This window comes from Citrobacter sp. NCU1, from assembly GCF_010231475.1.
In the GTDB taxonomy this organism is placed as follows: domain Bacteria; phylum Pseudomonadota; class Gammaproteobacteria; order Enterobacterales; family Enterobacteriaceae; genus Citrobacter_D.
The window spans coordinates 102,045-114,965 of the sequence record NZ_NRDO01000034.1 but is presented as its reverse complement, the minus strand read 5'-3'; the positions used below and the strand labels follow the sequence as shown (position 1 = coordinate 114,965).

14 protein-coding genes and 3 tRNA genes are annotated in these 12,921 nt (G+C 51.0%); 7 read left to right on the top strand and 10 right to left on the bottom strand.

Annotated features, from left to right (window positions below):
- Positions 1–68: 68 nt before the first annotated feature.
- The 8 genes from CJP72_RS10495 to CJP72_RS10460 form a co-directional block, all read right to left on the bottom strand.
- Positions 69–845, bottom strand: a complete 777-nt coding sequence (locus tag CJP72_RS10495) for a metal-dependent hydrolase (protein ID WP_162380800.1) — start codon at positions 843–845, stop codon at positions 69–71.
- A complete protein-coding gene (locus CJP72_RS10490) occupies positions 842–1,915 on the bottom strand; it encodes a patatin-like phospholipase family protein (RefSeq protein ID WP_162380799.1) in 1,074 nt (357 codons plus the stop codon). The genes CJP72_RS10495 and CJP72_RS10490 overlap by 4 nt, the downstream gene beginning before the upstream one ends.
- A 123-nt stretch (positions 1,916–2,038) precedes the next feature.
- Positions 2,039–2,200, bottom strand: coding sequence for a DUF1328 domain-containing protein (locus CJP72_RS10485; RefSeq protein ID WP_162380798.1), 162 nt, complete (start codon positions 2,198–2,200; stop codon positions 2,039–2,041).
- Between the two features lie 126 nt (positions 2,201–2,326).
- Positions 2,327–2,944, bottom strand: coding sequence for a molecular chaperone OsmY (gene osmY, locus CJP72_RS10480; RefSeq protein ID WP_162380797.1), 618 nt, complete (start codon positions 2,942–2,944; stop codon positions 2,327–2,329).
- Between the two features lie 404 nt (positions 2,945–3,348).
- On the bottom strand, positions 3,349–4,938 hold the full coding sequence (gene prfC / locus CJP72_RS10475; RefSeq protein WP_162380796.1) for a peptide chain release factor 3: 1,590 nt from the start codon (positions 4,936–4,938) through the stop codon (positions 3,349–3,351).
- 90 nt (positions 4,939–5,028) lie between these two features.
- Positions 5,029–5,706, bottom strand: coding sequence for a pyrimidine 5'-nucleotidase (gene yjjG / locus CJP72_RS10470; protein ID WP_162381202.1), 678 nt, complete (start codon positions 5,704–5,706; stop codon positions 5,029–5,031).
- Positions 5,707–5,727: 21 nt separating this feature from the next.
- On the bottom strand, positions 5,728–6,174 hold the full coding sequence (rimI, locus tag CJP72_RS10465; RefSeq protein ID WP_162380795.1) for a ribosomal protein S18-alanine N-acetyltransferase: 447 nt from the start codon (positions 6,172–6,174) through the stop codon (positions 5,728–5,730).
- Positions 6,143–6,556, bottom strand: coding sequence for a DNA polymerase III subunit psi (locus CJP72_RS10460; protein WP_162380794.1), 414 nt, complete (start codon positions 6,554–6,556; stop codon positions 6,143–6,145). The genes rimI and CJP72_RS10460 overlap by 32 nt, the downstream gene beginning before the upstream one ends.
- Positions 6,557–6,658: 102 nt before the next feature.
- Here CJP72_RS10460 and rsmC point away from each other — a divergent pair, with 102 nt between their 5' ends.
- The 4 genes from rsmC (at position 6,659) to CJP72_RS10440 (ending at position 8,180) form a co-directional block, all read left to right on the top strand.
- Positions 6,659–7,690, top strand: a complete 1,032-nt coding sequence (gene rsmC, locus CJP72_RS10455) for a 16S rRNA (guanine(1207)-N(2))-methyltransferase RsmC (protein WP_162380793.1) — start codon at positions 6,659–6,661, stop codon at positions 7,688–7,690.
- A 172-nt stretch (positions 7,691–7,862) separates the two neighbouring features.
- Positions 7,863–7,949: transfer RNA gene (locus CJP72_RS10450), tRNA-Leu, on the top strand.
- A 28-nt stretch (positions 7,950–7,977) separates the two neighbouring features.
- Positions 7,978–8,063, top strand: a tRNA-Leu gene (locus CJP72_RS10445).
- Positions 8,064–8,094: 31 nt separating this feature from the next.
- Positions 8,095–8,180 (top strand) — tRNA-Leu (locus CJP72_RS10440).
- A 37-nt stretch (positions 8,181–8,217) separates the two neighbouring features.
- Here the strand turns inward: CJP72_RS10440 and CJP72_RS10435 are convergent.
- Positions 8,218–8,454, bottom strand: a complete 237-nt coding sequence (locus tag CJP72_RS10435) for a DUF1435 domain-containing protein (RefSeq protein WP_162380792.1) — start codon at positions 8,452–8,454, stop codon at positions 8,218–8,220.
- A 256-nt stretch (positions 8,455–8,710) separates the two neighbouring features.
- Here CJP72_RS10435 and CJP72_RS10430 point away from each other — a divergent pair, with 256 nt between their 5' ends.
- Positions 8,711–9,775, top strand: a complete 1,065-nt coding sequence (locus CJP72_RS10430) for a GGDEF domain-containing protein (protein WP_162380791.1) — start codon at positions 8,711–8,713, stop codon at positions 9,773–9,775.
- Positions 9,776–9,888: 113 nt separating this feature from the next.
- Entirely contained in the window at positions 9,889–10,677 is a 789-nt protein-coding gene (gene fhuF, locus CJP72_RS10425) for a siderophore-iron reductase FhuF (RefSeq protein WP_162380790.1), read from the top strand.
- A gap of 31 nt (positions 10,678–10,708) precedes the next feature.
- Here fhuF and CJP72_RS10420 read toward each other — a convergent pair whose 3' ends face one another.
- Positions 10,709–12,052, bottom strand: coding sequence for a PTS sugar transporter subunit IIC (locus CJP72_RS10420; RefSeq protein WP_162380789.1), 1,344 nt, complete (start codon positions 12,050–12,052; stop codon positions 10,709–10,711).
- 368 nt (positions 12,053–12,420) lie between these two features.
- Between CJP72_RS10420 and CJP72_RS10415 the strand changes: the two genes are divergently transcribed.
- Complete coding sequence (locus CJP72_RS10415; protein ID WP_162380788.1) at positions 12,421–12,879, top strand: YbaK/EbsC family protein; 459 nt, start codon at positions 12,421–12,423, stop codon at positions 12,877–12,879.
- Positions 12,880–12,921: the final 42 nt, after the last annotated feature.

The window sequence follows — 12,921 nt, the reverse complement described above, 5'->3', positions numbered from 1 at the left end:
GCCGGATGGCGACGCAGTGCGTCTTATCCGGCCTACAGATACAGCGTGCACCGGCCGCCATCTGGCAATCAGAGATGAAAAAGCGCTGTCGTATTGCGATACAGCGCAGCGGCAATCACCTCTTCAGGCTCCGGGCGTAATTCGCATAACGCCTCAAACACTCTGACAGCCTGTTCCGGGCGATTCGGTTGACCCTGAAAACCGTTCAGCGGCATGTCCGGCGCATCGGTTTCCAGAAGTAAAGCCTCCAGCGGAAGCCGCGCCATGACATCACGCGTTTTACTGGCGCGAGGATACGTAATGGTGCCTCCGACGCCAATCTTATAGCCCAGTTGCACGAAGCGTTCTGCCTGTTGCAGGCTACCTGAGAAACCGTGTACCACGCCGGTTCGTGGCAAATTCTGACGCTTAAGATGCCTCGCCAGAATGTCGTGCGTGCGACGGGAGTGAAGGATCACCGGCAGATCATAGCGTTTCGCCAGTTTCAGTTGCGCCTCCAGTAAGAACTCTTGCCTTGCGAACTGAGGATCGTCCCGGTAATGATCCAGACCAATCTCCCCTACCGCGACCACTTTCTGTGGGCGTTTATCCAGAAACTGCTGGAGCTGCTCCAGGCAGTGATCAGTATGATGTTCAATGACAATAGGATGTAGACCGAGTGCGGCAAACAGCGGCGTAAACTGTTCCGCCAGCGCCAGCACGCGCGGGAAGTTTGCCGACTCCGTTGCCGGGACGATGATTTTCCCGACTCCGGCATCTGCAGCGCGCTGAATACTGGCCACTTCATCGCCGCAAAACGGCGGAAAATCAAAATGGCAGTGCGTATCAATAAAACACCCACTCACGCCAGATCCTCATTATTGAACGTTGTGTCATTGGCCTGCGGCGCACTACTCATGGTTTTCACCTGCGCGTCGTTGGCTACCGGGGCGGCTGGCACTACCACCTTTCCGGGAACCACAATCTTCGGCGTATGACGGACCAGAGGCGGTATTTCCGCCAGCAGTTTACCCACCGTCGCCAGAAAGTATCGCCCGCACAAACGCCCTGTTTTGTAATCTTCACGCAGTGCCGGAATGCGACTTCCCAGCGCCATGCTCTGTAAAGGCTTTGGTGGGTAGATTTCAAAGATACGTAATTTACCCGGCGGTTTTTCTATAAAGCGCTGAATTGCGCGGTAACTGGCTTCGTGATGCTTCACCAGATTGACCAACGGCTGCAAACTGCTTTCCCCCAGCCAGCGTTCCATGCGCTTAAACCACTGTGGCGTATAGTACATCTGCGAGGGGACGGTGCGGATCACCACCAACGTTTTTGCCCCTTGCTTCGCCGCCTCACGAACAGGAATCGCATCGCTGACGCCGCCATCCAGATAGCTGATGCCATCGAGCTCGACGCCCGTTCGGTAGAATCCAGGAATGGCGCTGGAGGCGCGAAGCAGATCAAGCCAGTTTTGTTTCGTTGGCGAAAAATAGACCGGCGAGTAGTCATCGCCACGACAAGCGCACATGTAAAACTTTTTCCCCATTTCAAACAAGTGCGATGCGTTATCCATTGCCAAAGGCATCTGCCCGGCGCTCGACTCCACCAGCCAGTCAAGATCGATGAGATTTCCCCCGCGCACAAAGCGCACCGGATCAAAGAATTCACGCTTCGTGGTGTAACGCATAATGACTTTGCGCCCATAGCCGGGCTGATTGCAGAGGTAGGCGGAGAGGTTTTGCGCCCCTGCGGATGTACCAAAGTAGAGATCAAAGGGGTTGAACTGCGCGCGCATAAACTCATCTAGCACCCCAGCGGTAAAAATCCCCCGCTGCCCACCCCCTTCGCACACCAGTGCCATGCTGCCTGGGCGAAATGCATTTATTGTTAGCGGCGCTATATTGCCGAGCGTGACGGGTATTCGCTGCCCCACCTCTGCCTTCCTGTTCTTTTTGTATTATAGAGCGACAAAGTAACGCAATTTTGCCTGTGCTAAAACCGTAAAAGCCAGTCTGTCAGACTGGCTTAGTATCAACAAAACGTTACGGATTGAGCACTAGGGTCGTTTACGACCCATAAACAAACTGATCAGGAACAGGATAATCCCGACAACGAAGACAATTTTCGCAGCGCCTGCAGCGGTGCCAGCCAGTCCACCAAAACCCAGAGCGGCGGCAATTAACGCGATAACCAGAAATATAATGCCCCAACGAAACATAAGCCTCTCCTTACCCTAGTTAATATCGACCGCTTGAGATGAGCGCTCAGGCTGCTCATTTGCGATAGTTTGAGTGTGGTGCACAGTGCGCCTCCCGACAAAGTCAGGAGGGCAAATTACGAAGAATTACTGAGTTTTCAGATCATTTTTGACGCTTTTCACGCCATCAACCGCCTTGGCGATACTCTCAGCACGCTCGCTTTGCGCCTGAGAATCGACGGTACCGGAGAGCTGAACCACGCCATCGGTGGTCTCGACTTTGATTTTGCGGGAGGGAACCATGTCGTCAGCCAGCAGCTTCGCTTTAATCTCGCTGGTGGTTGCCGTATCGCCCGCATAGCCTTTCACGGAATCTGATTTGCTATCACGAACATGCAGTTTGTCGCTCACGGAGGTCACGCCCTCAATGCCTTTTGCGACGTTGACAGCTTCTTCTGCCTGCGCCTGGCTTTCGACAAACCCACTGAGTGTCACCACTTTCTGGTCGGTTTTGACGGAGATATCAGTGCTCTTAATGCTTTCGTGGTCCACCAGTGCGGCCTTAACTTTCGCAGTGATGGTACTGTCATCCATGAAATTACCGACTTTATTCATAGAGCTATCGATCTTTTGCCCTGCGCTTTCAGCCCCGGATTGCGCCTTATCCATCGTAGAGGTTTCTGCAAACGCAGAACCTGTTGCGACAGCGGAAGTCAGCATAACGGCCAGCAGAGTTTTAGAAATCTTAAGTCTTGTCATAGTCATCGATTAATTCCTGTATGGTTTGCTCATAATTTGAGCTCAGGCAACACGAGGCTGCATTGCTGAATGTGGTGAAAATCACCCAGTTCAGAAGTCAATGGCAAAGATCACAATCAGCAATTCTTATGATGAATCTGTGCCACGAGACCTTCTGAGTCAGTTTTTAATATCGTGATTAAAATTATTGACAGTTTTAACAACCAGAATTAACAAACCATGCAGTCATAAAGTCCGTCAAAAATGTCATCACTTTGTTAAATATAGATCACAATCGCAAAATCGCTTGCTAATGCGGTTAAAAAACAGACAACCATAAGGAAAACAGAGGGATTTAAGAACATTCCGTAACGGAAGGAGAAGAGGAAAAACGTCGCAGAGCGCGGATATACCGCGCTCTGGAAGGTAGATTAGTGCTCGCGGGTTTTACGGAACCGAACGTCAGGGTAACGTTCTTGTGTCAGGTTGAGGTTAACCATGGTTGGGGCGATATAAGTGAGGTTATCACCGCCATCCAGCGCCAGCTGAATTTCGTTTTTACGTTTGAACTCTTCGAATTTCTTCGCATCAGCGCATTCTACCCAGCGCGCTGTCGCCACGTTGACAGACTCATAAATCGCCTCAACGTTGTACTCACTTTTCAAACGCGCAACGACCACATCAAACTGCAGCACGCCTACCGCACCCACGATCAGATCGTTGTTAGCAATAGGACGGAACACCTGTACCGCGCCCTCTTCAGAAAGCTGAACCAGCCCTTTCAGCAACTGTTTTTGCTTCAACGGATCTTTCAGGCGAATACGACGGAACAGTTCCGGTGCGAAGTTTGGGATCCCCGTGAACTTCATCATTTCGCCCTGCGTGAAGGTGTCGCCAATCTGGATGGTGCCGTGGTTATGCAGGCCCAGAATATCACCAGGGTATGCCTCTTCCACATGAGAACGGTCACCAGCCATAAAGGTCAACGCATCGGAAATCACCACATCTTTACCGATACGTACCTGGCGCATCTTCATGCCCTTCTCGTATTTACCGGAAACGACACGCATAAAGGCAACGCGATCGCGGTGTTTTGGATCCATGTTGGCTTGAATTTTAAAGACGAACCCGGTGAATTTCTCTTCTTCGGCTTCCACGGTGCGGGTATCTGTTTTACGCGGCATCGGCGCAGGCGCCCATTCCACCAGACCGTCCAGCATATGATCCACACCGAAGTTACCCAGCGCGGTACCAAAGAAGACCGGGGTAATTTCACCGGCCAGGAACAGCTCTTTGTCGAACTCGTTCGACGCGCCCTGAACCAGCTCCAGCTCATCACGCAGTTGTTGCGCCAGATCTTCACCGACAGCAGTGTCCAGTTCCGGGTTGTTCAACCCCTTAACGATGCGCACTTCCTGGATGGTGTGACCTTTACCGGTTTGATACAGGTAGGTTTCGTCTTTATAGAGGTGGTAAACACCCTTAAACAGCTTACCGCAGCCAATCGGCCAGGTGATCGGCGCACAGCCGATTTTCAACTCGTTTTCCACTTCATCCAGCAGTTCCATCGGGTCACGGATGTCACGGTCGAGTTTGTTCATAAAAGTGAGGATCGGCGTATCGCGCAGACGGGTCACTTCCATCAGCTTACGGGTACGGTCTTCTACACCTTTCGCGGCGTCGATCACCATCAGGCAGCAGTCCACCGCCGTCAGCGTACGATAAGTATCTTCCGAGAAGTCTTCGTGCCCAGGGGTGTCCAGCAGATTCACCAGACAGTCATGATACGGAAACTGCATCACAGAAGTGGTAATAGAAATACCACGCTGTTTTTCCATTTCCATCCAGTCAGATTTTGCATGCTGGTTAGAACCACGGCCTTTTACGGTACCGGCAGTCTGGATAGCCTGTCCGAACAACAACACTTTTTCAGTGATAGTGGTTTTACCGGCATCCGGGTGAGAAATAATGGCAAAAGTGCGGCGTTTGGCCACCTCTTGCAGATAAGGAGACAACGTCATAGTCAAATCTTCTTAGGTAAGCACGGCTAAGGCCGCGCATGTTGAATACGAAAAATGCGGCTATTTTACCCATCAACAGGGGGGAGGCAATCAGTGTTTACACAGGAGTTGCTCCAGTTCGCTTAACGACGTCACCGTCCATGTTGGTTCAATACCCACAGGCTGCTCACGATGATGTGCATTTAACCAGCAGGTAGAGAGTCCGGCATTGATACCACCAAGAATATCGGACTCTGCGGTATCGCCTACCATCAGCACGCGAGAACGGTCAGGATTGCCCGCCTGCTCCAGCGCATAATCAAAAATACGCGGGTCCGGTTTCGCCACGCCAACCTGCTCAGAGATAACCAGCAGATCGAAATAGTCGCGCAGTCCGGTACGCTCCAGACGGATTTGCTGCAACGCGGTAAAACCATTGGTAATAATGCCAATTTTCGTTTTACCTCGAATGGCATTGAGCAGAGAAACGGCCCCCGGTAACGGCGAGCAAATTTCCGCCATCGCATTAATAAACGCGTCATTAAGCTGGCCTGACGGCACATTCAAACGTTCAGCCCAGTCCTGGAAACGTGTGTGTTGCAACTGTAATGAGGTAATCGCACCGTTTTGATAATCCACCCACAGAGGTTTATTGACGGCCTGGTAGTCCTGAAAATCTTCAGCGGTAAAGGTCACGCTATAGTCGAGAAACATCCGCTGTAAGCCGGTGAAGGAATCAAATGTAAACAGCGTTTCATCGGCATCAAAGAAAATCCAGTCCCACTTCATCATTACACCTTGCCTCTTTTATTACATACTTATAGGAAGTGCCATTATGACGGCATCCTCACGCCCGTCCGCCGTCGGATAATAATTGCGGCGGATCGTTGCCTCGTTAAAGCCTAAGCTTTCATACAGCGCGATGGCGGCAACGTTAGAGGCGCGGACTTCCAGCCACAGCGTCAGAATGCCGCGCTTTTCCAGTTCATCAATGAGATGTTCCAGCAGCGCCCGTCCCAATCCCCGACGTTGAAAATCCGGGTCTACGGCGATATTAAACAGCGTAGCTTCATCCAGTACGACCTGCGTAATGGCAAAGGCCGCCAGCTTTCCGTCTACCGTCAATTGATAGTTGAGATAACGTTCGCCCTGATTACTGGCAAAAGTGTGTTCGCTCCACGGAAACGCATGGGCGCGTTTTTCAATCTGAAAGGCTGCTGGGAGATCAGTCGGATTGAGGGTAGAAATCGTGTTCATAAGCGCAGATTTGTTGCCATAGTGCGGCGCGTGCCGTTGGGTTTACCCGTAATTCATTAAACGCAGGAGTTGAGACCTGTGCGCCTTCCAGTAACAGCGGTTCTTCAGTCCCTAACCGCCAGCTGTTGCAGCGACTCCCCTGCGGCAGCATCGTGACGCGGTCGGGCGTCAGTTGCAGTACCTGGTCCGGGCTGAGGGTCAGCGCGCGTAAAATATCGCTCATCAGCGGGTCATTCAGCGTCGGTAAGTCCGCGGCAAGCATAACCAGACGAACGTGTGCAGGAATTGAAATCGCGATCTCACCCTGCAGCGCACCAGGGCGGCGCAGCGACCACTGCGTAATGCCCAGTTGCTGTAACTGCCAGTCTCGTCGGGATGTCATAGCGAAACGCTCCTGTAATCAGGGGCGCAAATATAGCAAATTCGTCGAATCTGCGCCAACAAACAACTATAATCGCCGCCTGGAACAATAGAGGAATTTTTCATGTCTGCTTTTACCCCGGCAAGTGAAGTCTTGCTGCGTCACAGTGATGATTTCGAACAAAGCCGTATTCTGTTTGCCGGAGATTTGCAGGATTCCCTGCCTGCCTGCTTCGAAAGTGCCGCCAGCCGCGTGCATACTCAACAATTTCACCACTGGCAGGCACTCAGCCGTCAGATGGGCGACCAGGCGCGTTTTAGCCTGGTGGCAGAAGCCAGCGATGTCGCCGACTGCGACACATTTATCTACTACTGGCCGAAGAACAAACCGGAAGCGCAGTTCCAGTTGATGAACATACTGTCACTGCTGCCTGTCGGCACAGACATTTTCGTGGTGGGTGAAAACCGTAGCGGTGTTCGCAGCGCAGAGCAGATGCTGGCTGAATACGCGCCATTGAATAAAATCGATAGCGCGCGCCGCTGCGGTCTGTACCACGGTCGCCTGGAAAAACAGCCGGTCTTTAATGCCGACGCATTCTGGGGCGAATATCCTTACGAAGGGCTGGCCATTAAAACTCTGCCTGGCGTGTTTAGCCGTGACGGTCTGGATGTCGGCAGTCAACTTTTGCTCTCAACGCTGACACCACACACTAAAGGTAAAGTTCTGGATGTTGGCTGTGGCGCAGGCGTGCTGTCTGCCGCACTAGCAAGCCACTCTCCGAAAGTACGCCTGACCCTTTGCGATGTTTCCGCGCCTGCAGTTGAAGCCAGCCGTGCAACGCTTGCAGCAAACGGCATTGAAGGTGACGTATTCGCCAGCAATGTGTTCTCGGAAGTGACAGGGCGTTTTGACATGATCATCTCCAACCCGCCTTTCCATGACGGAATCCAGACCAGTCTTGACGCTGCACAAACACTAATTCGCGGTGCCGTTCGCCATTTGAACAGCGGCGGAGAACTGCGGATTGTCGCCAACGCCTTCCTGCCGTACCCGAAAGTGCTGGATGAGACATTTGGTTTCCACGAAGTCATTGCGCAAACCGGCCGTTTTAAGGTGTACCGCACGGTGATGACCCGTCAGGCGAAGAAAGCCTGAGTGACTGAATGTGAAGACCGGACCTGATGCTCGCGCCTGTCGTCCGGTCGCCTCATGCCAGGCCATTTTTACAGCAATTAATTCATCCCGCGTAATTAACTATTGACGAATAGCTGAAAACCACTAGAATGCGCCTCCGTGGTAGTGATTCTTTTTTAAGAATCGATGGTATGCGAAGGTGGCGGAATTGGTAGACGCGCTAGCTTCAGGTGTTAGTGTCCTTACGGACGTGGGGGTTCAAGTCCCCCCCCTCGCACCATAAACCACGTTGATATTGCTCGCACTGGGCGAAGGTGGCGGAATTGGTAGACGCGCTAGCTTCAGGTGTTAGTGTCCTTAGGATGTGGGGGTTCGAGTCCCCCCCCTCGCACCAACGAGGCGATATCAAAAAGTAAGATGACTGTGCGAAGGTGGCGGAATTGGTAGACGCGCTAGCTTCAGGTGTTAGTGTCCTTAGGATGTGGGGGTTCGAGTCCCCCCCCTCGCACCAATTATCTTATTTTCCGCGTTGTTTTCCCCTCTGCGTTTTATCCCCGGCTCACCTTGATCATCACCAGCATAATGCCACTCGCTAATGCCACACATGAAGGCAGCAACACAAAGTGTCGTAACTGTTTGTGATATAACATCAAAGAAGTCAACAGCAATCCTGACACAACCATCGCTTTCCATGCTGCGAGAGACAGGTCGGTAAATGCCAGTCCGGTAATAACCACTCCCGGCAACAATATCCCCCATCCACTGCCCAGCGCACGTTGCAACATGGTTTCACCTCTTCAATCGATAATGATAAGCAATATCATATGATATATTTTCTTATCTGTCAGCTCGCCGCATTCATCGCTTCCATGTGTTTAACCTCACAATAGATGACATAAATTTAGTAAGGTGCTAAATTGCTCACTGGTTAACTTACGAACACTATAAAACGTACACCCAGGTGAGTTTCCTCCTCGCACGTTATTTTTCATTTTAGTAACCCACTCAACGTATCCTGCAGATTAATAACGATACTTATATATGACAGCACAATCCTGGCGAACACTGCGCACCAAGAAATATCAGTTTTCACTCCGCCTTTTTCTGTTTCTTAACGCTGCATCTGCACTGTTTGTATTAGCATTTCCTCTTTATGAGACCAGCACACTTTCCGTCCCTGCGATTCTTATCATTATCACAGGCTCGCTATTACTGGTCTGGCATGGAAAATACAGTGATAAACGAATCAGCCTCCCATTTGTATCTCTGATATTTGGAATACTGTGGGCGTTCCATATCACAATGAAATACAAGATATTAGAGCACAGCGATTTTTCATTTTTAATCATATCCTTACTGAGCGTGTTATTTATTGGCTCCATTGCTTTTGCTAACAACATCATCGCGTTTACGCTTCACTCGTTACCTTCGGTATTTGCCTGCTTATGGTTTAACGGCGATCAACACGGATTACGGATCCTCTATTTGATGGCATTGCCGATGGCAGGCATTGCCATTCAGCATGTGATCCAAAAACGCTATGATCGCTTCGCCCAACAGCTGATGTACAAATTGCTGGAAGAGAGGGAGACGCTGAACGGTCTGAGCATGTTGGATCCGTTGACTGGTTTGTACAATCGTCGCGGTCTGCAAAATAAGCTGGATACCCTGCTGGTCCTGGACAACCGCGAGCACTATGTCCTACTCCTCGATATCGACCATTTCAAAGCCTACAACGATCATTACGGGCATATGATGGGCGATCAGGCGCTGATTCGTGTCTCTGCGGCGATTCGTGACGCCGTTCGTTCACGGGATGTTGTTACGCGTTTTGGCGGTGAAGAATTTATGGTTCTGCTGACTGCTGTCGATCAGCAACAAGCGCGAGCCACCGCCGAACAGATTCGACAAAAAGTCTACGATCTCGATATTCCGCATATGTTTAATCAGAGTACCGCGACGAATGTCACTATCAGCATCGGCATTGCACCATTGGTCGGTCAGGGCATTGATGGCGCGATCTCCCGAGCCGATAAAGCGCTGTATGAAGCGAAAAATCAGGGGCGAAATAACACGCTGGTCTTCGATGAGTTACCCCACACCTGATGGTTTAATCGTGCTACTACGCAGAGGATAGCGACAAAGCACTTGCCATCGTTTCGCTCTATCGCTAGGATTCGTAATCATTCTCATTTAGATTACTATCCAGATATAGCGCTATGGCCTATCGCACTGCTCCCATGATTGAAGAGATCATCTGGCAAGCTCATCTCCCGTCGGGGGAGCTAACGCTTGCTGATGCTGTGCGTGAAACGATCGCGCAAACCCGAGCGCATTTACTGGATTTTATTCGTCTCGATGAACCTGCCCCGCAAGGCGTCATGACGCTTGCCCAGTGGTCCCGCCCCAGCGCTCTGAGCTCATTGCTGGCGGTGTATTCCGATCACATCTATCGCAATCACCCCACACAGCCACGCGAAAATAAACCACTGATTTCTCTGTGGGCGCAATGGTATATCGGACTGATGGTTCCCCCGCTGATGCTTGCCCTGCTCACTCAGGAAAAAGCGATTGATGTTTATCCTGAATATGTCAGCGTTGAGTTTCATGAAACAGGGCGGGCAGCCTGTTTCTGGATTGACGTACACCAGGATCACCAGGCGACGTTACGCACTCCCCCGCAACGGCTGGAAACGCTGATTCTCCGGGCGCTAATGCCCATCGTTCAGGCACTGGAAGCCACCGGAGAGATCAATAGTAAACTCATCTGGAGCAACACCGGGTATTTGATCCACTGGTATCTGACAGAAATGAAACCGTTACTGGGAGAAGAGCTGTTGGCAACACTCCGACAGAGCTGCTTTTTCGAGAAAAAGCTGTCTGGCGGCGAAGATAACCCTCTGTGGCGAACCGTCGTTCCACGCGAAGGTCTTTTGGTCCGCAGAACCTGCTGCCAGCGCTATCGCCTTCCTGATGTTCAGCAATGTGGCGACTGTACGTTAAAATAAGCAAGGAGCCATCGCCCCTTGCTTTTTCTCTTTATGCAACCTGCTGACTTTCCTCTTCCGAACGCTGAGCTTCTTCAGCTTCCTGCTCCAGCAACTGTTTCTCGTAAACTTTGAAGAACGGGAAATAAATAATGGCGGACACCAACGCCAGCAACACCACCAGCACTGCAGCACGGTAATCCCAACCTAACGCCCAGGCGGCGCCTACCGGTGCTGGCGCGGTCCACGGAACAACGGAAATCACGCGCCCAATCAAGTCGAGTTTCATTGCAGCCCAGGCCAGGACCGCATTAACCATCGGCGCAAGCAGGAACGGAATAAAAAATACTGGGTTCATCACTATCGGCGTCCCGAAAATGACAGGTTCGTTAATGTTGAAAATGCTGGGAACCACACTCAAACGCCCAATGGAGCGCAGGTGCACAGAACGGCTACGTAGATAACAGATCACCAGTCCCATTGTCGCACCGGACCCGCCTACAACAATAAAGAATGTCCAGAACGCTTCCATAAAGATGTGCGGCAACGGTGCCCCCTGCGCCAACGCGGTCTGGTTCATCCCAAGATTGGTCAACCAGAACATTTGCAACATTCCGGAGACAATCGCTGCGCCGTGTATCCCCGCAAACCACAATAGATGGCCAATCAATACCGCGAGCAAAATCGCAGGCAGGGAGTCAGCCGCAGAGACCAATGGCTTAAAGATCGCCATGATGGCTTGTGGGATCAGCATATCGAACTGCGCCTGGATCAGCAGACTCAGAGGATAAAGCGTGAGGACAACAACCAACACAGGAATCAACAGATCAAAAGAGTTTTTGATCATCGGGGGGACCTGATCTGGCAGCCGAATACCTATATTGTGCGCTTTCAGGAAACGCATCATTTCAACGCAGTAAATCGCCACCAGAATCGCGGTAAAAATACCGGTGCCTCCGAGGCTGTCAACCGGCAGGGAACCTTTCGTTTTCGGTGCTGCAATCAGTAAAAACGCCATGATCGAAAGCATTGCGCACATAAAAGGATCTAACTGATACGACTTGACGTAGTGTTTCCCCAGGTTGTATGCGATGGCTGCGCAAATGTAGATGGACATGATCCCCATCGTCATATCAAACGGCGTGAGTATCTGACCTTCGAACTGTTTTGCCATATCCAACCACGCACGGGCAAATCCCCAGGTGGTATCCGGAGAAAAGGGAGGATAGGCAAACACCAGCAGGAACGAGCCGACAATCATAAACGGCATTGCCGAGATAAACCCATCGCGGATCGCCATCACGTGACGCTGTGAGGATATACGCCCGGCAACGGGGCTAACATAGTTTTCAACAAACCGAAAAATCACATTAAACACAGCATGGTTGGTAGACATATCCGTTCTCCAGTCTGTCAAAACAACGTAGACGTGCAGGCAGCAACAACACCGCCACGTAAGAATCCATTACTACTTTTCGCAACCGTGCCGGAATAAAGACCCGCGATGCAGCGTAGAGAATCAAGTTTCATAGATGGCTCTTATTATGTAGTACAGAGGAAGTGACAATTTTAGTATTAATCTCTACCACCCTTACCGCAACCGGTTACTGTAACCGGTTTCTGCGATTGTGAAGAGGATCTAATATTTGAGTATGTTGCTGCTTTGTTACATTAAAATATTTACAGCGATACTGTCCTTATGACAAATTACGCCTCGTAGTTATCCGAAGATCAGGGCTGCTTACACCGTGTCAGGAGGAATGAATGAGTCTGCAATCTGTACGGCAATTTCTGGCCGAATATGCCCCGGATATTGAAATTATCGAATTGGATCAGAGCACTGCAACGGTTGAGCTGGCAGCGAAAGCCCACAATGTGGAGCCGGGACAAATTGCAAAAACACTTTCACTAAAGGTGAAGGACAACATTATTTTGGTTGTCGCCAAAGGCGATGTCCGCCTGGACAATAAAAAGCTCAAAGAAACGTTTGGCGCGAAAGCGCGTATGCTCAGTTTTGATGAGGTGATGAGTGCAACAGGTCATCCGCCAGGAGGCGTCTGCCCTTTTGGTCTGGAAACACCCCTGCCAGTCTATTGCGATGTCTCCCTCAGAAACTACACAGAGGTATTGCCCGCTGCTGGCGCAACGCATAGCGCAATAAGAATCGCACCTGAAAGGATGGCCGAGCTGACTTCAGCAACCTGGATTGATGTCTGCCAGTGATCTGCCGTCAAGCCTGAAGGGGACGCCTCGTTCGCCATTCCA

Bases quoted from the DNA above. Each gene is read 5' to 3' on its own strand.
- osmY (WP_162380797.1), bottom strand. From the start codon at position 2,944: ATGACTATGACAAGACTTAAGATTTCTAAAACTCTGCTGGCCGTTATG.
- rsmC (WP_162380793.1), top strand. From the start codon at position 6,659: ATGTCTGCTTTTACCCCGGCAAGTGAAGTCTTGCTGCGTCACAGTGAT.
- fhuF (WP_162380790.1), top strand. From the start codon at position 9,889: ATGGCCTATCGCACTGCTCCCATGATTGAAGAGATCATCTGGCAAGCT.
- CJP72_RS10420 (WP_162380789.1), bottom strand. From the start codon at position 12,052: ATGTCTACCAACCATGCTGTGTTTAATGTGATTTTTCGGTTTGTTGAA.
- CJP72_RS10485 (WP_162380798.1), bottom strand. From the start codon at position 2,200: ATGTTTCGTTGGGGCATTATATTTCTGGTTATCGCGTTAATTGCCGCC.
- CJP72_RS10415 (WP_162380788.1), top strand. From the start codon at position 12,421: ATGAGTCTGCAATCTGTACGGCAATTTCTGGCCGAATATGCCCCGGAT.
- CJP72_RS10435 (WP_162380792.1), bottom strand. From the start codon at position 8,454: ATGTTGCAACGTGCGCTGGGCAGTGGATGGGGGATATTGTTGCCGGGA.
- CJP72_RS10430 (WP_162380791.1), top strand. From the start codon at position 8,711: ATGACAGCACAATCCTGGCGAACACTGCGCACCAAGAAATATCAGTTT.
- yjjG (WP_162381202.1), bottom strand. From the start codon at position 5,706: ATGAAGTGGGACTGGATTTTCTTTGATGCCGATGAAACGCTGTTTACA.
- prfC (WP_162380796.1), bottom strand. From the start codon at position 4,938: ATGACGTTGTCTCCTTATCTGCAAGAGGTGGCCAAACGCCGCACTTTT.
- CJP72_RS10460 (WP_162380794.1), bottom strand. From the start codon at position 6,556: ATGACATCCCGACGAGACTGGCAGTTACAGCAACTGGGCATTACGCAG.
- rimI (WP_162380795.1), bottom strand. From the start codon at position 6,174: ATGAACACGATTTCTACCCTCAATCCGACTGATCTCCCAGCAGCCTTT.